Origin of the sequence: Buttiauxella sp. JUb87, assembly GCF_004361975.1 — a bacterium.
Taxonomy (GTDB): Bacteria; Pseudomonadota; Gammaproteobacteria; order Enterobacterales; family Enterobacteriaceae; genus Buttiauxella; species Buttiauxella ferragutiae.
This window is the reverse complement of record NZ_SNVY01000003.1, coordinates 522,094-542,685: the sequence shown is the minus strand read 5'-3', so window position 1 is coordinate 542,685 and position 20,592 is coordinate 522,094. Positions and strand designations below refer to the sequence as shown.

Sequence of the window (20,592 nt, the reverse complement as noted above, 5' to 3'; positions counted from 1 at the left end):
CTTATGTCTACCTCTACTGTATGGCGGCAACGCTTCGGCTACGGCATTGCGGACTTGTCCTGCAACCTCGTGTGGCAAATGATCTCGTTGTACCTGATGTACTTTTATACCGATGTGATGGGGCTACCCGCCTATTATGTTGGCCTGATGTTCCTTGTGGCACGTCTGGTGGATGGCGTCGCAGATGTGCTGATGGGGCTGGTGATCGATAACACCAGCACCCGTTGGGGCCGCTGCCGCCCTTACCTGCTGATTGGTGCGGTACCTTTCGGCTTGCTGTGTGTGCTGGCGTTTTACGTACCCGATTTTGGCACCACAGGCCGGCTGATTTACGCCTTCATCACCTACTTGTGCCTGTCGTTTCTCTATACCATCGTCAACATCCCGTTCTGCGCGATGCTGCCATTCCTGACCAGTGAATCCAAAGAGCGCACCACACTTTCAACGGTACGCATCTTGCTGGGCTCGCTAGGTTCGACGATTGTCGCCGTCGCCACATTGCCGCTGGTAAAAGCGCTGGGCCAGGGCAATCAGGAGCACGGTTTCTTATATACCGCGATGGTATTTGGCGTGATTGCGACCTTCTTTTTGCTGATTAGCTTTCGCAATGTCGAAGAGAAAATCAATATCACCTCAGAAAAGATGACCTTAAAACGTGCCTGGGTCAGCCTGCGCAATAACCCGCCGTGGTTTGTTTTTGCAGTGAATATCTTCCTGATGTGGGGAGCCTTTTTCTTCCAGACGGGTGCACTGGTGTACTTCTTTAATTACTACGTCGGCAATAGCGAATTAACCGCGCTGGTGGCTGGGATCTCAACTTTCGTACCATTATTGGGCACGCTGACGGTTCCGTTACTGGCAAAACGCATGAAAAAACGCCACGTCTATCTTATCGCCTCTGCGATCAATCTGGCGGGTATGGCAGTGATGATTTTCGCCGGTGTAAACGTGATGGCACTGGTCGCAGGGGCAGTTATTTTGTCACTCGGCGCCGGGCAACGTACCGCGATTTATTTCTCAATGCAGGCGGACCCTGTTGATTATGGCGTCTGGAAAACCGGAATTAATACCGCCGGAATTTTAACCTCCATTAATGGTTTCCTGGGCAAAGTGGCGATGGCCGGCGCGGGCGCTATTACCGGAATTATGCTCTCCGCCAGCGGTTATGTGGCTAATCACGCACAAAGTGTTGATGCTTTATTCGCGATCAAAGCCTGTTATCTCTATATTCCTGCGGCGTTAATTGTCGTCTCAATGTTCTGGATAGGTAAATTTTATCGCCTCGATGACCATTACGAACAAATCCGTGCCGATTTAGATTCTGGTATTAACGCAGCCAATTCAGACCCTGCTTTTAATTTAAATAAGAGTCGTGCGATGTAATCAAGAAGTTTAATTAAAAAAATACCTCTGATTTTTACAAGGAATTAATTGATGCGTATCACAAAGATTCGCGCAGGGATCCTCTGCGCCTTTTTTGGGCTGGGTTATTACTCCTCAGTTCAGGCTTCAACACCCTTATCAATAGAACAAAGACTGGCATTGTTGGAGTCGAGATTAAATCAGGCCGAACGAGAAGCGAGTGAAGCCAGGCTCCGGGCTGATAAAGCAGAAAAACGCACCATCGCCGCCGAACAACAGCTTGCGCAGGTAACGAAGAAACAAGAAAAACAAACACAACAGATCGAAACGGTGGAAAAAAATAAACGTGATGATGGCTTTGAGTTTTCCGCTTACGCACGTTCAGGGCTGCTGATTAATGAGCATGGGAAAGGCGGTCGTGGTGGACCAGGTGTTTCACCCGCAAGTTCATTAAATGGCGACGCGCATGTCGGGCGCCTCGGCAATGAAAAAGATAATTACGTCGAATTAAGTTTCAATAAGAAAATGAGTTTTGATGACGGTTCATGGGCACATTTCAAAACCATGTTGGCCGATGGGGCTAATAACCCTGACCCATGGGTTCAGGATAATGACAGCCATCATATCAATATTCGCCAGCTTTATGTCGAAATGGGTGATCTGGCAAGCTTCGGTGGCGTCGCGGAACACGCCATATTATGGGCAGGCAAGCGCTTTGACCGTGATAATTTCGACATTCACTTTACGGATAGCGATATTATGTTCCTCGGTGGAACCGGGGGAGGAATAAATGATGTGCAGTGGACGGATAAATTAAAATCTGACTTTAACGTTTACGGGCGTAATTTTGGCGACCTCGGTAGCGATAATTACAACGACAATGACATTCAGAACCTGATGTTTACGGCCAATAACTTCTACAACAACTGGCAATTAATGTTAACCGGCATGACAGCGCAAGGAAATGACGACTTAAAAGACAACACCTCAACCACCGGAAGCTACGCTTTGCGCAGCGATAATACCGCCAAAAATGGCTATTACGCGATGTTGGCCTACCATGATAAATCCAGGTTCTATGGCTTGGCCCCGGGTGTTTCTGAGACAGCGCTACAATATGGCGGTGGCTTGGGTGCAGAAGCACGCCAACCTGGTAGCGACGGGGATTTAACCGAGAATGCGAAATCCTTACGCTTTGCCTCTTACGGCATCGTACCGGTGAGTAAAAACTGGGAACTGGCTCCATCGGTTATTGCCCAGCACAGTGAGGACCGTTATCGCGATGGCGATCGTTACGATTGGGCAACCTTTAACCTGCGCGCTTCACAGGCCATTACACAAAACTTCGCCCTGCTTTATGAGGCCTCCTGGCAATATATGGATTTAGATCCGAATGGCCGAAGCTACACCTCGGACGGATCAACCTATAACTATCAGGCGGTAAAAGGGGATTTCTACAAGCTGACCTTCGCACCCACCTTTAAAGTCGGCAATGTCTTCGATATTAAAGCACGCCCAGAAATTCGCTTCTTTGCCACGTATATGAACTGGTCAAAAGAGCTGGATCATTATGCCATCAATGATGATTTCGGCAGCACGGGCTTCACCGCAGGCGGGAACTGGAACTTCGGCGTACAGTCGGAAATTTGGTTCTGACAGGTAAAGCGCCACCCTCAGCCTGGGGAACTCTTTCCCCAGGCTAATAACTTCATTAGACTTCTTCTGCCAATCACGGCTTTGCGAACAGGAGTTGCAATGACACAAAATATCTATGATAACCCGGCATTTTTTGAAGGATACGCCACTCTCGACCGTTCCATTAAAGGGTTAGATGGCGCACCGGAATGGGCAACCATGAAAACATTTTTACCACCGTTACAAGGTAAAACGGTGGTGGACTTAGGCTGCGGATACGGTTGGTTTTGCCGCTACGCACGTGACCAGGGTGCCGCGCAAGTTGTCGGGCTGGATGTCTCGCTGAAAATGCTGGAAAAAGCCCAACAGATGACGTCAGACACAGGGATTGTTTATCGCCGTGAAGATCTCGAGAAGTTGCAGTTAGCAGCGCAAAACATCGACCTGTTTTACAGCTCGCTGGCGCTGCATTATCTGGAAAACATTCCGGCACTTTTCGCCACGCTTTATCAGGCGCTGGTTCCCGGTGGTATGCTGGTGTTTTCGGCAGAGCATCCGATTTATACCGCCGCGTTGCAACAAGGCTGGATGACCGATCAGACCGGGCAAAAATCCTGGCCGGTGAATCATTATCAGCAGGAAGGTGTGCGGATCAGTAACTGGTTTGCCGACGGTGTGAAGAAACAGCATCGCAAACTTTCGAGCTGGATTAACGCGCTTATTGCCAGCGGTTTTGTTATCGAAAAGCTTGATGAATGGGGACCAGACGCTGAACAAATCGCGCAGAACCCGGCGCTTGATGAAGAAAAAGAACGCCCGATGATTTTCCTGCTTGCGGCACGGAAACCGCTTATCTAAAGATCTTCGATTTGTCTCAATTTCCGTTTACCGGGAGGCGACTTCCCTCAGTGGCCAGCATCCTTGCCTATACTGTTTAGACACTAGCCATAAGATGGGGTGTTGAGATGAAAATTATTCTATGGGCCATTTTGATTATTTTTATTATTGGTTTACTGGTCGTAACGGGCGTGTTTAAAATGATTTTTTGATGACAATGGGTGCCATTTATTGGTGCCCTTTTCTTTTTTCAGCTTGCGGGCAGCACTGTCGAAGTTTTATTATCACTCCAATTGATTGGAGAAAGAATGACTATCAAAGAAAGTGATTTCCGCAAAATAGACCTAAACTTGTTGATTGCCTTTGCGGTTTTATTCCGTGAGCAAAGCGTGTCTCTGGCGGCGGATAAACTCCATCTCGGCCAACCTGCGGTAAGTGGTTCACTTGCTCGTCTGCGTGAAATGTTTGACGACCCGTTGTTTATTCGCAGCGGTCACCGTATGCAGCCCACGGCCCGTGCCACTGAACTGCACAGCGAGCTGATGCCACTGCTTGAACAGTTGCAAAGTGCGTTGTTCCAGCAGGCAGAATTCAACCCGGCTCACGCCAAAGCGACGGTCACCATCGGTATGTCTGACTGGATGGAGATGTGGCTGATGCCGCAACTGGTGCCAGTATTGCGTGAACAGGCTCCTGGTGTGCGTCTGAATGTGGTGGCCAGCGACCCGTTTACCGATGCACAACGCCTTGAAGGTGGCGAACTGGATATGGTTATCAGCGTGGCGAATCAATCTGCCCGTTGGATGGAGCGTGAACTGCTGACCAAAATGGAGTTTGTCGCGCTCTGGCATCCTGCTCAGTTACAACCCGAAGCTCCGATGTCTGTGCAAACCTATGCCGCACAACCGCACGTCCAGCTGAGTTACCGTGAAGCCATCAGCAGCCATATTGATATGCTGTTAGCCAGGCAAGGACTGAAGCGAGAAATTAGTTACACCACACCGCATTTTTCCGCGTTGCCGGGTTTGTTAAGCATGATGCCAATGCTTGCGACGGTGCCGCAGGGTTTGTGTGAAAACTGGCAGCAAGTTTGGGGATTACACAGCAGCCCCGTCCCGCTGGAAATGGCACCGTTTGAAGTGGCATTGTTGTGGCATCAGCGCCATAACAGTGATGCGGCGCTGATGTGGGTACGCGGGTTTATTAAGCGGTTAGTGGGTTAGAACCACCCTCACCCCGGCCCTCTCCCTCTGGGAGAGGGGGGAAATACTCGATCTGTTCCCTCTCCTGAGGGCTGTCTCTTATACACAACTCACCCTGGCAATTTTGTCAGGGTAAGATCTGTTAGCCTCGCAGGTTTTCCGTTCACCCGTGTGCTCAGTTATCTCTGTAATTCCCGCAAACGGTTAACGTATCAAGGGGTTTACGCCAACCCCTTGATAATCCAGGCGCCCGGCAAATCAATCGCCGCTAAAGCGGTAAACACCGTTTTTCACCCAACATTCGGGGTCGTTCGCGACTCGCTCCCGGCGATCGCTCTCTCACGCGGCTCCCGGCCACGTGACCCCGACTGAAGGGTAAAAAACGGTGCGATTGAAACCGGGAACAAGGTCAAAACCGCTCTGTCTTTTGACTTTGACTTTCGGGTCCGGCTTAAATCGCCTCCATTTTGACTCCTGGTGGCAGGGTCCAGCCGTCGGGAACGGCTGGAGGGCGCGATCGTCCGACAAAAATGTCAGGAACATTTTTGAACAACGCTTGCGTTGGCCACGAAGTGGTTCGGCACACGGATGTGCCGAATAAACGAATCGCAACCGACCCTGACACGGAGGCAAAATGGAGGTTTACCGCTTGCGGCGATTTATTTGCCGGGAGTCCGGGTTCTTAGGGTCGCGACGGTGGCCACCCTAAGACGTTCACCGGTTCAGTGGCTATGTGAAACACTGAACATCGGGTGAACGGAACTGTCTCCCGACTCACGCAGATGTGACTAAGAGACAGCCCCAGGAGAGGGCTAGGGTGAGGGTGCCGTCAAATCACGCCTTCAGGCTGGCCCCATTTGTCGCAATCACTTCTTTATACCAGCTAAAACTTTTCTTGCGTGAACGGGCAAGCGTGCCATTCCCTTGATCGTCACGATCCACGTAGATAAAGCCGTAACGCTTAGAAAGTTCGGCTTTCGAGGCGCTCACCAGATCAATCGGCCCCCAACAGGTGTAGCCCAACACCTCAACGCCATCTTCAATAGCTTCGCGCACTTGCACTAAGTGGTCGTTGAGATAGCTGATGCGGTAGTCGTCATGTACCGTGCCGTCTGCTTCAAGTTTGTCTTTAGCACCTAAACCGTTTTCAACAATAAACAACGGCTTTTGATAACGATCCCACAGCTTATTGAGCAAAATACGCAGGCCGATTGGGTCGATTTGCCAGCCCCATTCGGAACTCGCCAGGTGCGGGTTTGGCACCATATTCAGAATGTTGCCGCGTGCCCTGGCATTCAGTTCTTCATCCGCAGTGACACAACCGGTCATGTAATAGCTGAACGAGATGAAGTCGACGGTCGCTTTCAGCGCTTCGCGGTCGCTGTCAGAGATTTCCAGCTTGATGCCGTTGTCACGGAAATAGCGCAGCATATAACCCGGATATTCACCGCGACATTGCACATCGCCAAAGAACAACCAGTTGCGGTTTTCCTGCATGGTTTCCAACACGTCTTCTGGCTTGCAGCTCAACGGATACACCAGGCCGCCCAGCAGCATGTTGCCGATACGCGCATCAGGAATGATTTCGTGGCAGGCTTTTACCGCCAGCGCACTAGCGACTAACTGGTGATGAATGGCCTGGTAAATCTCTGCTTTAGTGCTCTCTTCAGGTAACCCGACACCTGTCATTGGCGCGTGAAGTGCCATGTTAATTTCATTGAACGTCAGCCACAATTTCACTTTGTTTTTAAAACGAGTGAAAACACTGCGGGCGTAGCGGTCAAAGAAGGTGATCACATCACGGTTGCCCCATCCACCATAGTTTTTCACCAGACCCCACGGCATTTCGTAGTGAGACAGCGTCACCATTGGCGTGATGTTGTGTTTCGCCAGCTCATCAAACAGACGGTCATAGTATGCAAGACCCGCTTCATTAGGCTGAGTTTCGTCCCCGTTCGGGAAGATTCTTGTCCAGGCAATGGACACGCGCAGGCAGCTAAACCCCATCTCCGCAAACAACGCAATGTCTTCCGGGTAGCGGTGGTAAAAATCGATGGCGACGTCTTTAATGCCAAAATCTCCAGGCTGGCGATCAACCGTTGGGCTTAACACCCCATTCGGCTGAACGTCGGAAGTGGAAACCCCCTTCCCGTCTTCACGCCATGCACCTTCAACCTGGTTTGCGGCAATCGCTCCACCCCACAAAAATGTCTCAGGAAATGCTTTCATCTGGTTCTCCTTTTTTACAAAAATTAATGGGTTAGCGGCTTACCGTCAGGAATGGCATACCTGATTCAATGGAAAGTTCATTGGTGAAACGCGTAACCGCAGTGTATTCGTCGCTATTGCTGATAATCACTGGCGTGGACAGATCGTAGCCCGCATCCAGAATGGCCTGGCGGTCGAACTCAATTAGCAAATCGCCAGGCTTAATTTTGTCCCCCACTTTCACATGGGTTGTGAAGTGCTGACCATTGAGTTTTACCGTATCAATGCCGATATGAATCAGCACTTCTATCCCGCTATCGCTGAGTAAACCAATGGCGTGGCGCGTCTGGAACAGCGAGGCGACTTCGCCGTGGAACGGGGCGATGACCCTACCGGTCAGCGGAATTATCGCCGCCCCCTCACCGAGTAAACCGCTGGCGAAAGTGGAATCAGGCACCTGATCCATCGCCAGTACCGTGCCACTCATCGGTGCAAGAATGTCGTTTTCTGTTGGCTGGACAATAACGGTTTCTGTCGCCACTTCACTGCGCGGCAGCCCTGCGATAAAGGTCGTAACACACGCCAGGGTAAATGCCAGTCCGGTCCCCAGAATCGCCCCCCACACCGACATATCGACCCCAGTTGACGGAATAATCTGCGAAAACGTGAACACGCTAACCAGGCCGAATGAAAATACGCTGGTCTGGCAGTAACCGACAATCACACCACCCACCGCGCCCGCAACGCAGCCAAAGATGAATGGACGACGGTTTGGCAGCGTCACCCCGTAGACCGCAGGTTCGGTGATGCCGAAGATCCCCGCGGTGACTGCCGATCCCGCCAGCACTTTCAGCTTCTTATCACGAGTACGCAGTAACACGCCCAGCGTCGCGCCCACCTGCCCCATCACCGCAGGCAGTAACAAAGGCACCATCGTGTCGTATCCCAGTACGCTCAAATTGTTGATCATCAGTGGGACTAAACCCCAGTGCAGGCCGAAGATGACGCAAATCTGCCAGACAGCCCCCATGAATCCGCCCGCCAGCCACGGTGCAAAGGTATAAATTGCCTGATAACCATGGGCCAGACTCTGGCTCAGCCAGGTCGCCGCCGGGCCAATCAGCAAAAATGTCAGTGGAACGGTGATGGCAAGGCAAAACAACGGCGTAAAGAAATTACGCACCGCAGATGGCAGCCGTTTGTTGAACTGCTTCTCCAGCCAGCAACTCACCCACGCGGCAAAAATAATCGGGATGACTGATGAACTGTAGTTAATAAAGGTTATCGGTATGCCAAGGAAATTCTCGTGAACCGCACCAACCTGGCTGGTTGCCTCAAACGCTTGCAGCACCACCGGATGCGTCAGAGCGCCGCCAATCGCCATGGTAAGAAACGGATTGCCGCCGAATTTCTTACCGGCGGTGTAACCCAGCACCAGCGGGAAGAAGTAGAACAGCGCATCACTCGCCGCAAACCAAAGCTTATAAGTGCCGCTATCCGTCGAAAGCCAGCCGCAAACTACCGCCAGCGCCAGCACACCTTTCAAAATACCGGAGGCTGCCATCACACCGAGGAACGGGGTAAATATCGCCGAGACAATATCAATCAATTTCCCGAAGATACTGGCTTTCTCCCCCGTGACTTGCAGCGAGGGTTCGCTCTCATCCGTGAGCCCTGCGGCGGCGCGAACCGCGTTGTACACATCGTGTACATGGTTGCCAATCACCACCTGGAACTGACCACCGCTTTCCACCACCATGATCACGCCAGGATTTTTTTTCAGCGCTTCGGCATCAGCATTTTTATGGTTTTTGAGCTTAAAACGCAGCCGCGTGGCGCAATGCACCAGGCTCGCAATATTCTCGCGCCCACCGACATGGGCCAGAATATCCTTCGCAACTTCTTGATACGCCATGATTCTTCCTTTCACTTTTCGCCCTCGGGCGCTGTGTGGCATGAGTAAGTTTCAAAAAAAAACCTGAGACTCGCTTCCCGTTAAGGAAACCAGTGCTCAGGTTTTGCCTGCCGCAATCGCGGCAGTAACAATCCATTTTTTAATTGCACGCCTTGCGACGCGTGATACTTAAACTTTAAGACTCTCTTTACGGACTCGCTCAATGTGAATGGCGAGAAACATAATTTCCTCGGTCGTCAGCTCACGCTGATATTCCGTCACCAAATGGTGGCTAATCTTTTCAGCACATTTCCAGGCGCGAGGATAATTATCTTTCACCGCAGCATGCAGCGTTGCATCATCATCGGCCACCACGTTGCGGCTCAGCATACGTTGGGCGAAAAATTTCAAGTGTGTGACAAAGCGCTGATAACTCAAGCTATCTTCATCGTACTCAAAGCGTAGCTGGTACTTCACGATCTGCAATATTTCCTGCATCACGCGGGTGACATGCATCACCTCAGGCATTTCACTGTTCAGTTGCGCCGTAACCAAATGCAGCGCAATAAACCCGGCTTCATCTTCCGCCAGTTGAACATTAAGGCGTTTATCGATGATTGCCAGTGCTTCCTGACCGAGCAAAAACTCTTTGGGATAGAGACGTTTTATCTCCCACAACAGCACATTGCGAATCGCCATCCCTTTCTTTTGCCGCTCAATAGCAAAGTGGCAGTGATCGGTCAGCGTGATATACAAACTGTCTTGCAACTTGCCTAAACGCTGGCGCGAAAGCTCGATAATACGGTCGCAGGTGGTCATCACTTCCAGCGGGATTTGGCTTAACAGTTCGCCTAAACGCGCCACCAGCTCATCGCTTTGCAGGGCAAAAACCTTCTCGATTTTCTCCTTTTCAAGCGGTTCACCCACCTGTTTCTGGAAGCCAAGACCGCGGCCCATCACCACTTGTTCACGTCCGTGTTCGTCCAGAATCACCACTACGTTGTTATTGAGTATTTTGGCGATCTTCATAGAAACCCCAGAAACAAAAAAACCTGACCTCCGGCACAGGCCAGAAAATCAGGTTTTGCCTGCAAAAGCAGTAACAATCCAGTCCGGCCACTGTACCAGTTTCGTTTCGCCTCTCAATGCCACAAACAGCAAAGCGTGACGGCTGTCGCGAGTTTACCGCTGCGGGGTAACAAATAGCTGCTGCACAAATTCCGCATACGCAGGCCGCCAGACGTCCATCTCGTGCCCCAGCCCAGGATATTGTTTATAAGTAAACTTCACCCCTTGCTGTTCAAGCTGGCTTTTCAAACCGGCGATATCTTTGCCCGTTACCCCGTCTTTTTCACCGACCACTAAGGTGAAGTTATGTAACTGCTTGTTGATAGCCTGCGGTTGGGCAAGTTGACGTGAAACAGCCTCGTTTGGCACGGTTGTGGTGCTAACACCGCTAAACGTTGCCAGCCAGCCAAAGCTATCCAGATGGCTCATTCCTGAAACCAGTGCCTGGTAACCGCCTTGCGATAAACCCGCTAACGCCCTGCCCGCCGCGTCTTTGCGCGTAGTAAAGCGGCTGTCGATAAGCGGAATAATGTCCTGCATCAACTCTTTGTCCGCAGCAGCGGCATTGAGCGGGTAGAAATTTTTGCGGCGTTCAACTGGCGGGAAGTTTTCCGCCACCGCCAGCTGGATGTCGGTTTCGGTATCCGGCACCACGACCAGCATGGGCTTGATTTTGCCTTCAGCCAGCAGGTTATCCATGATTTGTGGAATGCGCCCCTGCGTAATAGCCGACAGGCCGGTATCGCCAAAACCATGGTAGAAATAGAGCACCGGCAGCGGCTCACCACCTGGCTTGTAGCCCGGTGGCGTCCAGACATAGACCTGGCGTTCGGCCTGCAATGCCTTCGAGTGGTACGCCAGCGTTCTCAGTTCCCCGTGCGGAACCGCGCGCTCATCTAAAATACTGCCTGGAACAAGAATCAAGCTAGTGTTTACCTGGCGTTGAGGCTTGGTGAAGCGACTGCCCGTGTCAATGCTGCGAAAGCCATCCACATCAAAATAGTATTCGTAGAGGTTTGGCTTAAGCGTTGCGCTAGCCCAGGACCAAATACCACTTTCGTCGCGCGTCATCTCGTGGGACTGCTGGCTTTCTGGTGTGCTGCCGGTAACGACCGAAACGCGTTTTGCGCCAGGTGCAAACAAGCGAAACGTTACTGAGTTATCATTATTCAGGCCAGTGATGTATTGGCTAACGGGCACGGTTGCCGCAGGCGAAGAAGGTAACGTGGCCGCCTGAGTTGCGGGTATGCCCAGCAGACTCACGATAACTAACGATAAATAATGCAGTTTAATTTTCATCATATTCCCTTATTACCACCACACTTCAGCCTGAGCGCCAATCGCCAGCTGATCATTTTTCTCATCTGCAAAACTAAAATTATCCAGTTCATTATTCAGTGAATGAATATAAGTAGCATAGAATCGTATTTCTGGACGAGAAGTTAACATGCTGGTGTTCACTTTTAATGCGTGATAGAGCGTAGTTTTATAACCTGACTCAGTAAATTCATTGCCCATCTGGTCAGTATTCTTCTGGTTGAAATAGCCTAATTCGATACCCGTCTGATTATATTTACTCCAGATATACGCTGGGCGAATCACGGCACGGACACTTTCAAAATCTGTATGTGCTCCAGTTTCATAGCTATAAACATCCTCACCCCGAGAATAAACCAGTGCATTAGCCAGAATAATATCGTCACGTAAATAAGTTTCACCCTGTGAGACAAGTCTTAATGCGGTGCCACCGGTATGCTCACCATAATAACGCCCATTAAATGAGGTGTAAGGGCTGGAACCTGAGTAACGGGCAAAACTGCTGGCTAAAGAGTTATTTGCCACAAGGAAGCTAAATTCGTTAAAGCCACCGTTGTCGAAATTTTGTTTCAGCGCAGTGCCGACCATCCAGGTATCTTTCCAGCGATAATAGCCATTTTTGTCTTCGTTATTATTCTGCATGTCACTCTGGTTCGCCATCGCATAGCGGCCATTGACCATAAGCTCAGCTTTATCCCACAGCGGGATCGACTTATAACGAGCATCAATAGTATTAACATTCAGTTTCTGTGATTTGCTGAGATCCTGGTTATAACCGTCAATATCTTCACGTATTAAGGCAATATCCAGTTTGCCGCTACCCAGTTTCATGTCCTGAATCCCCAGCCCGCCACCGCCATCGGTGCGCTGAGTTTTCCAGTCCAGCATCTGGATTTCATACATCGGTAACTGGTGCTTACCGACCCAGAAATCAGCTTCAGGCGCAAAGGGTAAAAAGCCTTTAGTGTTAACATAAAGATCTGAAAACTGGAGGTAGTTTTCGTTATTAGCGTTATCGCCAAACCAGCCGGCGGAATATTGCTGGCCGACGTTACCATCCAGCTGCACTACCGCATGAACCGTTTTCCCCCCTTCGTTGTAGACCCGTTGTGACACTTTTAAATCAAACCAGCTGCTGTATTCGTTCCCTAAGCGGCCTAATGAACCAATAGCCCAGGATTTTGGTGCGCCTTCCGTAGTGGTTCCCCAGCCAGAGCGGAAATAGCCGTTATAGCTAAAGCCAATATCCTCCTTCACAAATTTGCTCAGGTCACTCATGGTCATTGCCGAAATTTGTGGCGTGGTTTTCTCAGATTCCTGCGAGGTTGATGGTGAAGTTGTTGCTACTAATACCTGGTCTGGTCGCGTCGTTTGCTTAGCAAATACATTCATATCAGAAATGTTTTTACGATTAATTTGTTCTTGTGACTTATAATATTGCAGTTCTTTTTTAGTTTCCTGTAAATCCTTTTCCAGCATTTCCAGACGCTGTTCAACGGATAGCTTTGCGCTACTTTGCGCATAAAAAGGAAATACTAACGGCGCCAGCAACACCGTGGTGAGTACATAGTGCGATTTAATATCCATATAAGAGTCCCAGAGGTAATGCAATCAGTAACTTAATTGCGAATTGCCTTCTGACAAAAACAAAAAAACCCGACCCTCCTTAAATAAGGAGAATCAGGTTTTGCCTGCTTGAGCAGTAACAATCCAATAATCTATTACGCTGACGATAATAAACGCCAGCGAATGTATGGCAATGTTTATTTAAATAGTCTGTGACCGCACTCTAATTTTTTAACCAATTAGCGGCACCTCTAATTATAAACTGTTAATTGCCTGGCTAATTGTCGCAGAAGTTTTATAGCTGCGAATTTCAGTAAATAATTCGGTGGCTTCAATATATTCTTTACGTAAATACCCCAACCACTGTTTTATACGTGCAACGTGATACATCCCGGTATCGCCCTGCTTTTCTAGTTGGCTATATTTTTGCAGTAATTTCACCACGTCCGGCCACGGCATACGCGGCTCGTTATATTTAATCACGCGGCTTAGATTGGGTACATTAAGCGCCCCACGGCCAATCATTACCGAATCGCAGCCGGTTGCTGCCATGCAGTCTTGCGCACTTTGCCAGTCCCAGATTTCACCGTTAGCAATCACCGGAATCGACAAGCGCTTGCGTATTTCACCAATCGCCGCCCAGTTGATGCGTTCGGCTTTGTATCCGTCTTCTTTAGTGCGCCCGTGAACGGTAAGTTCCGTGGCTCCAGCCTGTTGCACCGCATCAGCAATTTCAAACTGACGCGCATCGCTGTCCCAACCGAGGCGGATTTTTACCGTCACCGGCAAGTGTGCAGGCACCGCTTCACGCATTGCTTTTGCACCACGGTAAATCAGATCGGGGTCTTTGAGCAGTGTGGCTCCACCGCCGCTGCCGTTGACCAGTTTAGACGGGCAACCGCAGTTGAGATCGACGCCCCAGGAACCCAGTTCCACAGCGCGCGCGGCGTTTTCAGCTAACCATTGCGGATGCTGCCCCAGCAACTGGACTCGTACTAGCGTACCCGAAGTGGTGCGGCTGGCATGATGAAGTTCAGGGCAAAGTTTATGGAACGATTTTACCGGCAAAAGCTGGTCGACCACGCGCAAGAACTCGGTGATACACAAGTCGTAGTCATTCACCTCGGTAAGCAGTTCCCGAACCAGCGAGTCGAGAACCCCTTCCATTGGCGCAAGCAGTACACGCATAGCGTTTTTCCGGTAAAAAAAAGAGGCGCTATGTTAGCACCTCTTGAATGAGTCTTAAAACCACCCTCACCCCAACCCTCTCCCTGAGGGAGAGGGAGGAATCCAGTCCCCTCAGGGAGAGGGCGTTATAAATTAATTACGCGGAAGCAGGCTTACGCGCTGGACGACGACGACCATTCGCACCAGCAGGTTTCCCGGCACCATCACCCTGTGGGCGTGATGGACGACGTGGAGCACTGCTGCGATCGGAGGATGCACCGCCACTATTACCGCCACGACGTTGACCCTGGCCTTGAGCGCCGCCGTTTCCACGACCGCCACCGCCACGCTGCTGCTGACGACCGTTCACAATCGGCTCAGCAGGAATAGATGGGTCAACTTCATAACCAGGGATCGCCATACGCGGAACTTCACGCTTCAGCACACGTTCGATATCACGCAACAGTTTGTGTTCATCGACACACACCAAAGACAGCGCTTCACCCGTTGCCGCCGCACGGCCAGTACGGCCAATACGGTGAACGTAATCTTCCGGTACGTTCGGCAGCTCGTAGTTCACAACATGTGGCAGCTCTTCGATATCAAGACCACGTGCCGCGATGTCGGTCGCAACCAACACACGAATGCCGCCGTTTTTGAAATCAGCCAATGCACGAGTACGCGCGCCCTGGCTCTTGTTACCGTGAATTGCCGCTGCGGTAATGCCATCTTTGCCGAGCTGTTCAGCCAGGTGGTTGGCACCATGTTTGGTACGGGTAAACACCAGCACTTGCTGCCAGTTACCTTCGCCAATCATCTGTGACAGCAGTTCTCTTTTACGTTTCTTATCAACGAAGTGAACGTGCTGAGTCACTTGCTCTGACGCGGTGTTACGACGCGCAACAGAGACTTCTTCCGGGTTATGCAACAGCTTTTCAGCCAGCCCTTTAATGTCATCAGAGAAGGTCGCAGAGAACAGCAAGTTCTGGCGACGCGCAGGCAGTTTAGCCAGCACGCGACGAATATCGTGAATGAAGCCCATGTCCAGCATGCGGTCGGCTTCGTCCAGCACCAGGATTTCTACCTGGTCGAGTTTCACGGCGTTCTGGTGTTCCAGATCTAACAGACGGCCAGGTGTTGCCACCAGCACATCAACGCCGCTACGCAGTTTCATCATCTGCGGGTTAATGCTCACGCCGCCGAAAACCACCAGCGAACGGATATCTAAATATTTGCTGTAGTCACGCACGTTTTCGCCAATCTGAGCGGCAAGCTCACGGGTTGGCGTCAGGATCAGCGCGCGCACCGGGCGACGGCCTTTCGCATGCGGCTGTTTGTCTACCAGGCGCTGCAACAGCGGCAGGGTAAAGCCTGCGGTTTTGCCGGTACCGGTTTGGGCACTGGCCATCAGGTCGCGACCAGCTAAAACAACCGGAATCGCCTGACGTTGAATAGGGGTAGGCTCACGATAGCCTTGCTCTTCCACTGCACGCAGAATATCGGCGTTCAGGCCGAGAGAATCAAAAGACATAGGTACTCCAGAATCGCCCTGACCGCGAGGTGCGGTGTAGTTTCCAGGGGTTCATATGACGCCAGTCATTCTGGCGCGAGAGAGGGGCACAAACCACGGTGCCGTAAGCCGCGCAGTGTAACAGGTTTTGTGATTTTGCGCACAAATTCTATTTTCTTACGCATTCACAAGATAAATATATCGGACTAGACAGGTAATCACATCGAGCCTACTCTTAATCAATCGATTGATTAACTTTTTAAGAGGTCGGTATGAACGCAACACCGACGCCTGTCACAACCCGCGGTGAGCAGGCAAAAAAGACCCTGATTGCTGCGGCTCTCGCGCAATTTGGTGAGTACGGCTTACACGCTACTACGCGCGATATCGCCGCACTAGCCGGGCAAAACATTGCCGCCATCACCTACTATTTTGGCTCAAAGGAAGAGCTGTATATGGCCTGTGCGCAATCAATAGCTGACTTCATCACGCTTAATTTCAAGCCGCACGTCGAACGCGCCGAGGCCCTTTTACGCCTGCCGCAAACGGATAAATCACAGATTCGCCAGCTGATACATACTGCCTGCAATCACATGATTATCCTGCTGACTGCCGATGAAACGCTGAATCTCAGCAAGTTTATCTCCCGCGAGCAGCTCTCACCCACACCGGCTTATCAGCTCATTCACCAGCAGGTGATTGCTCCGATGCACACCCATCTGACCAGCCTCGTCGGGCGTTATACCGATAGAAGCCCCAATGACACCGAAACGATTCTCCATACTCATGCGCTGCTTGGGCAGATTCTGGCTTTCCGGCTGGGGCGAGAAACCATTCTGCTGCGTGCCGGATGGTCAACATTTGATAGCGAAAACGTGAAGAAAATCAGCGATGTGGTCGGCAGCCATATCGATTTCATTTTGCAAGGGTTAGCGAATCAACGAGGGAAAACCGGCAATGAAAAGTAAAAAGCCGATCATTATCGTGTCAATTGTGGTGCTTATCGCCGCAGGGATTGCAGGCTGGATGTGGTACAAAAGCCAACAGGATCAAGGATTAACATTGTACGGCAACGTGGATATCCGCACCGTCAATATGAGCTTCCGCGTCGGCGGGCGTTTGACCGCGTTACAGGTGGATGAAGGCGATGCGATTAAAGCAGGTGAAACGCTGGGTGAACTGGACCAGGGGCCATATCAAAACGCCCTGCTTCAGGCGCAAGCCAATGTCGCTGCAGCGCAGGCCAAATTTGACCTGATTATCGCCGGTTATCGTGACGAAGAAATCGCCCAGGTTGCCGCTCAGGTGAATCAGGCGCAGGCGGCATTCGATTACGCGCAGAACTTTTATCAACGCCAGCAAGATTTGTGGGCGCGCCGGGTAATTTCAGCCAACGATCTGGAAAATGCCCGTTCATCCAGCGAGCAGGCCAAAGCAACGCTGAAAGCAGCACGCGATAAATTAAGCCAGTACCGCACCGGTAACCGCCCGCAGGAAATTGCCCAGGCGCAGGCCAGCTTGCAACAAGCAAAAGCCCAGCTCGCCCAGGCACAACTGGATTTGCAAGACACCACGCTGGTTTCCCCATCAGATGGCACTTTGCTGACCCGCGCCGTTGAACCCGGCAGCATGCTCAATGCCGGAAGTACCGTATTAACCCTCTCCCTCACCCGCCCGGTTTGGGTACGTGCTTACGTTAACGAAGTGAGTCTGAACCAGGCGAAACCCGGCACCGAGTTATTGGTGTATACCGATGGCCGCCCGGATAAGCCGTATCACGGCAAAATTGGTTTTGTCTCTCCCACCGCTGAATTCACGCCGAAAACCGTCGAAACGCCGGACTTGCGTACCGACCTGGTGTATCGCCTGCGGATTATTGTCACCGATGCTGACGACTCGCTGCGCCAGGGCATGCCGGTTACCGTGAAATTCAACGACGAGAAAGCGCATGAGTAGCCAGGAGGGCATCATCCGCCTGCAAGGGTTGATGAAACAGTTTCCCGGCCAGCAAAAGCCTGCGGTGGCGAGCCTTGAATGCGAGATTCATACCGGCTCGGTCACTGGTCTGGTCGGCCCGGATGGCGCGGGGAAAACCACTTTAATGCGTATGCTGGCAGGTTTGCTGAAACCGACCGAAGGAACTGCAAGCGTCATTGGCCTGGATCCTATCGAAGACGACCGCGCCCTGCATGCGGTTCTGGGATACATGCCGCAAAAATTTGGCTTGTATGAAGATTTAACGGTGATGGAAAACCTGACGCTGTACGCCGATTTACGCAGCGTCACCGGGCAAGAACGTGAAGAGACGTTTAAGCGGCTGCTGGAGTTTACCGCCCTTGGCCCGTTTACCACCCGTCTCGCCGGGAAGCTATCCGGCGGCATGAAGCAGAAACTCGGCCTCGCCTGTACGTTAGTCGGCCAGCCTAAAGTGCTGTTGCTTGATGAACCCGGTGTCGGCGTTGACCCGATTTCACGCCGCGAGTTGTGGCAAATGGTGCACGAACTGGCCGGTGACGGCATGTTGATTCTGTGGAGCACCTCGTACCTCGACGAAGCCGAACAGTGCCGCGACGTGTTGCTGATGAACGAAGGCGAGCTGTTGTATCACGGTGCGCCGAAGGAATTAACCCAACAAATGGCGGGGCGCTCGCTGCTGGTTAGCCACAGCGAGGAGAATAACCGCAAGTTGCTACAACGCGCGCTCAAATTGCCGCAGGTCAGCGACGGCGTGATTCAGGGGCGTTCGGTGCGCCTGATCCTCGCAAAAGGGTCGACCGTTGACGAACTCACCCAGGCGCTGAATGTGCCGCCTGAAAGTGTTTCGCAAACCGAGCCGCGTTTTGAAGATGCGTTTATCGACCTGCTCGGTGGTGCGGCGACTCAAGAATCTCCGCTGGGGAAAATCCTCCATACTGTGGAAGGCACCCAGGGTGAAACGGTGATCAAAGCCGAAGCGCTGACCAAAAAGTTCGGTGATTTCGCTGCCACCGATAACGTGGATTTCACCGTCCAGCGTGGTGAAATTTTCGGCCTGCTGGGGCCAAACGGAGCCGGGAAATCCACCACATTTAAAATGATGTGCGGCTTGCTGGTGCCCACTTCCGGCAAAGCGCTGGTGCTGGATATGGATTTAAAAACCAGTTCCGGCAAAGCTCGCCAGCACCTGGGTTATATGGCACAGAAATTTTCGCTATACGGCAACCTCACCGTGGCGCAAAACCTGCGTTTTTTCTCCGGTGTATATGGCCTGCGCGGCAAAGCCCAGGAGGAGAAAATTAACCGCATGAGTGACGCGTTCAACCTGCAACCGATTATGAACAGCGCCACGGATGCCCTGCCCCTCGGCTTTAAACAGCGCCTGGCACTGGCCTGCTCGCTGATGCACGAACCGGATATTTTGTTTCTTGATGAACCGACCTCGGGCGTTGACCCGATTACGCGCCGCGAATTTTGGTTGCACATCAACAGCATGGTGGAAAAAGGCGTCACGGTGATGGTGACCACCCACTTTATGGATGAAGCCGAATACTGTGACCGCATTGGGCTGGTGTATCGCGGCAAGCTGATTGCCAGCGGCACGCCAGACGCTCTGAAAGAACAAGCCGCCAACAACGAGCAAACTGACCCGACCATGGAACAAGCGTTTATTACGCTTATCCATCAATGGGATAAGGAGCACGAAAATGAGCGAGCATAACCAGGCCGTTTCCTGGCGAAGGGTGCGAGCCCTGTGCGTGAAAGAAACGCGCCAGATAGTGCGTGACCCGAGTAGTTGGTTGATTGCGGTGGTGATCCCACTGTTGTTGCTGTTTATTTTTGGCTATGGCATCAACCTCGATTCCAGCCGTCTGCGGGTCGGGGTGTTACTGGAGCAGCAAAGCGAAGAAGCGCTGGATTTCGCCCACACCATTACCGCATCCCCCTATATCGACCCGACGGTGAGCGATAATCGCCAGCACCTGATTCAGTTAATGCAGGCGGGAAAAATTCGCGGGCTGGTGGTGATCCCAACCGATTTTGCGCAAAACATGGCGCGAGCTGGTGCCAGCGCGCCGATACAGGTGATTACCGATGGCAGCGAGCCGAACACCGCCAATTTCGTGCAGGGTTATATGGAGGGGATTTGGCAAATCTGGCAGCAACAGCGGGCGGAAGATCGCGGGGAAAAGTTTGAACCGCTGATCGATGTGCAGTTGCGTTACTGGTTCAACCCGGCGGCCATCAGCCAACATTTTATCATCCCAGGTGCTGTGACCATCATCATGACGGTGATTGGCGCAATTCTGACTTCGCTGGTAGTGGCACGGGAATGGGAGCGCGGCACTATGGAAGCCCTGCTCTCAACGCAAGTCACGCGCACCGAACTACTGCTGTGCAAACTGCTGCCCTATTACGTGTTAGGGATGCTGGCAATGCTGCTGTGTATGCTGGTGTCGGTGTTTATTCTCGACGTGCCGTATCGCGGTTCATTGCTTATTTTATTCTTCATCACCAGTCTGTTTTTGCTCAGCACACTCGGTATGGGGCTGCTGATTTCGACGATTACCCGTAACCAGTTTAATGCCGCCCAGGTGGCGTTAAATGCTGCCTTCTTGCCGTCGATTATGTTGTCTGGGTTTATCTTCCAGATTGACAGCATGCCAGCGATTATCCGCGCGGTGACCTATGTCATTCCGGCGCGTTATTTCGTCAGCACCCTGCAAAGCCTGTTCCTGGCGGGGAATATTACGACCGTGTTGGTTATCAACGTGCTGTTTTTAATTGCCTCGGCGGTGATGTTTATCGGCCTGACGGCCATCAAAACCAAGCGCCGTCTTGATTAGGGA

General features: G+C 51.6%; 16 protein-coding genes. 9 read left to right on the top strand and 7 right to left on the bottom strand.

Annotation, left to right across the window (positions count from 1 at the left end; genetic code table 11):
* Positions 1–3: 3 nt before the first annotated feature.
* The 5 genes from EC843_RS14540 to EC843_RS14520 all read left to right on the top strand — a co-directional run bounded on the left by EC843_RS14540 (position 4) and on the right by EC843_RS14520 (position 5,057).
* A complete protein-coding gene (locus tag EC843_RS14540) occupies positions 4–1,383 on the top strand; it encodes a glycoside-pentoside-hexuronide (GPH):cation symporter (RefSeq protein WP_133522462.1) in 1,380 nt (459 codons plus the stop codon).
* A gap of 51 nt (positions 1,384–1,434) precedes the next feature.
* Complete coding sequence (locus tag EC843_RS14535; RefSeq protein ID WP_121813998.1) at positions 1,435–3,018, top strand: carbohydrate porin; 1,584 nt, start codon at positions 1,435–1,437, stop codon at positions 3,016–3,018.
* A gap of 99 nt (positions 3,019–3,117) precedes the next feature.
* Positions 3,118–3,855 (top strand): class I SAM-dependent methyltransferase, encoded by a 738-nt coding sequence (locus tag EC843_RS14530; RefSeq protein WP_064548447.1) that lies wholly within the window; start codon positions 3,118–3,120, stop codon positions 3,853–3,855.
* Between the two features lie 107 nt (positions 3,856–3,962).
* Entirely contained in the window at positions 3,963–4,046 is an 84-nt protein-coding gene (yohP, locus tag EC843_RS25010) for a small membrane protein YohP (RefSeq protein ID WP_072011146.1), read from the top strand.
* A 96-nt stretch (positions 4,047–4,142) separates the two neighbouring features.
* Positions 4,143–5,057: a LysR family transcriptional regulator gene (locus EC843_RS14520; protein WP_133522461.1), complete on the top strand. Its 915-nt coding sequence runs from the start codon at positions 4,143–4,145 to the stop codon at positions 5,055–5,057.
* 813 nt (positions 5,058–5,870) lie between these two features.
* Here EC843_RS14520 and ascB read toward each other — a convergent pair.
* The 7 genes from ascB to rhlE form a co-directional block, all read right to left on the bottom strand.
* Positions 5,871–7,265, bottom strand: a complete 1,395-nt coding sequence (gene ascB, locus EC843_RS14510; protein WP_133522459.1) for a 6-phospho-beta-glucosidase — start codon at positions 7,263–7,265, stop codon at positions 5,871–5,873.
* Between the two features lie 31 nt (positions 7,266–7,296).
* A complete protein-coding gene (gene bglF / locus EC843_RS14505) occupies positions 7,297–9,159 on the bottom strand; it encodes a PTS beta-glucoside transporter subunit IIABC (RefSeq protein WP_133522458.1) in 1,863 nt (620 codons plus the stop codon).
* A 168-nt stretch (positions 9,160–9,327) separates the two neighbouring features.
* Positions 9,328–10,167: a transcriptional antiterminator BglG gene (gene bglG, locus EC843_RS14500; protein WP_064548455.1), complete on the bottom strand. Its 840-nt coding sequence runs from the start codon at positions 10,165–10,167 to the stop codon at positions 9,328–9,330.
* 153 nt (positions 10,168–10,320) lie between these two features.
* A complete protein-coding gene (locus EC843_RS14495; protein ID WP_133522457.1) occupies positions 10,321–11,505 on the bottom strand; it encodes an alpha/beta hydrolase-fold protein in 1,185 nt (394 codons plus the stop codon).
* A gap of 12 nt (positions 11,506–11,517) precedes the next feature.
* Complete coding sequence (locus EC843_RS14490; RefSeq protein WP_133522456.1) at positions 11,518–13,110, bottom strand: carbohydrate porin; 1,593 nt, start codon at positions 13,108–13,110, stop codon at positions 11,518–11,520.
* Positions 13,111–13,344: 234 nt separating this feature from the next.
* Positions 13,345–14,277 (bottom strand): tRNA dihydrouridine(16) synthase DusC, encoded by a 933-nt coding sequence (dusC, locus tag EC843_RS14485; RefSeq protein WP_064548461.1) that lies wholly within the window; start codon positions 14,275–14,277, stop codon positions 13,345–13,347.
* Between the two features lie 136 nt (positions 14,278–14,413).
* On the bottom strand, positions 14,414–15,787 hold the full coding sequence (gene rhlE, locus EC843_RS14480) for an ATP-dependent RNA helicase RhlE (RefSeq protein ID WP_064548463.1): 1,374 nt from the start codon (positions 15,785–15,787) through the stop codon (positions 14,414–14,416).
* Positions 15,788–16,038: 251 nt separating this feature from the next.
* Here rhlE and cecR point away from each other — a divergent pair, with 251 nt between their 5' ends.
* The 4 genes from cecR to EC843_RS14460 are packed head-to-tail and all read left to right on the top strand — an operon-like array spanning position 16,039 to position 20,589.
* Complete coding sequence (gene cecR / locus EC843_RS14475; RefSeq protein WP_064548465.1) at positions 16,039–16,734, top strand: transcriptional regulator CecR; 696 nt, start codon at positions 16,039–16,041, stop codon at positions 16,732–16,734.
* Positions 16,724–17,722, top strand: coding sequence for a secretion protein HlyD (hlyD, locus tag EC843_RS14470; RefSeq protein WP_133522455.1), 999 nt, complete (start codon positions 16,724–16,726; stop codon positions 17,720–17,722). Before cecR ends, hlyD begins: the two co-directional genes overlap by 11 nt.
* Entirely contained in the window at positions 17,715–19,463 is a 1,749-nt protein-coding gene (locus EC843_RS14465; protein ID WP_133522454.1) for an ATP-binding cassette domain-containing protein, read from the top strand. The genes hlyD and EC843_RS14465 overlap by 8 nt, the downstream gene beginning before the upstream one ends.
* Entirely contained in the window at positions 19,450–20,589 is a 1,140-nt protein-coding gene (locus EC843_RS14460; protein WP_064548471.1) for an ABC transporter permease, read from the top strand. The genes EC843_RS14465 and EC843_RS14460 overlap by 14 nt, the downstream gene beginning before the upstream one ends.
* Positions 20,590–20,592: the final 3 nt, after the last annotated feature.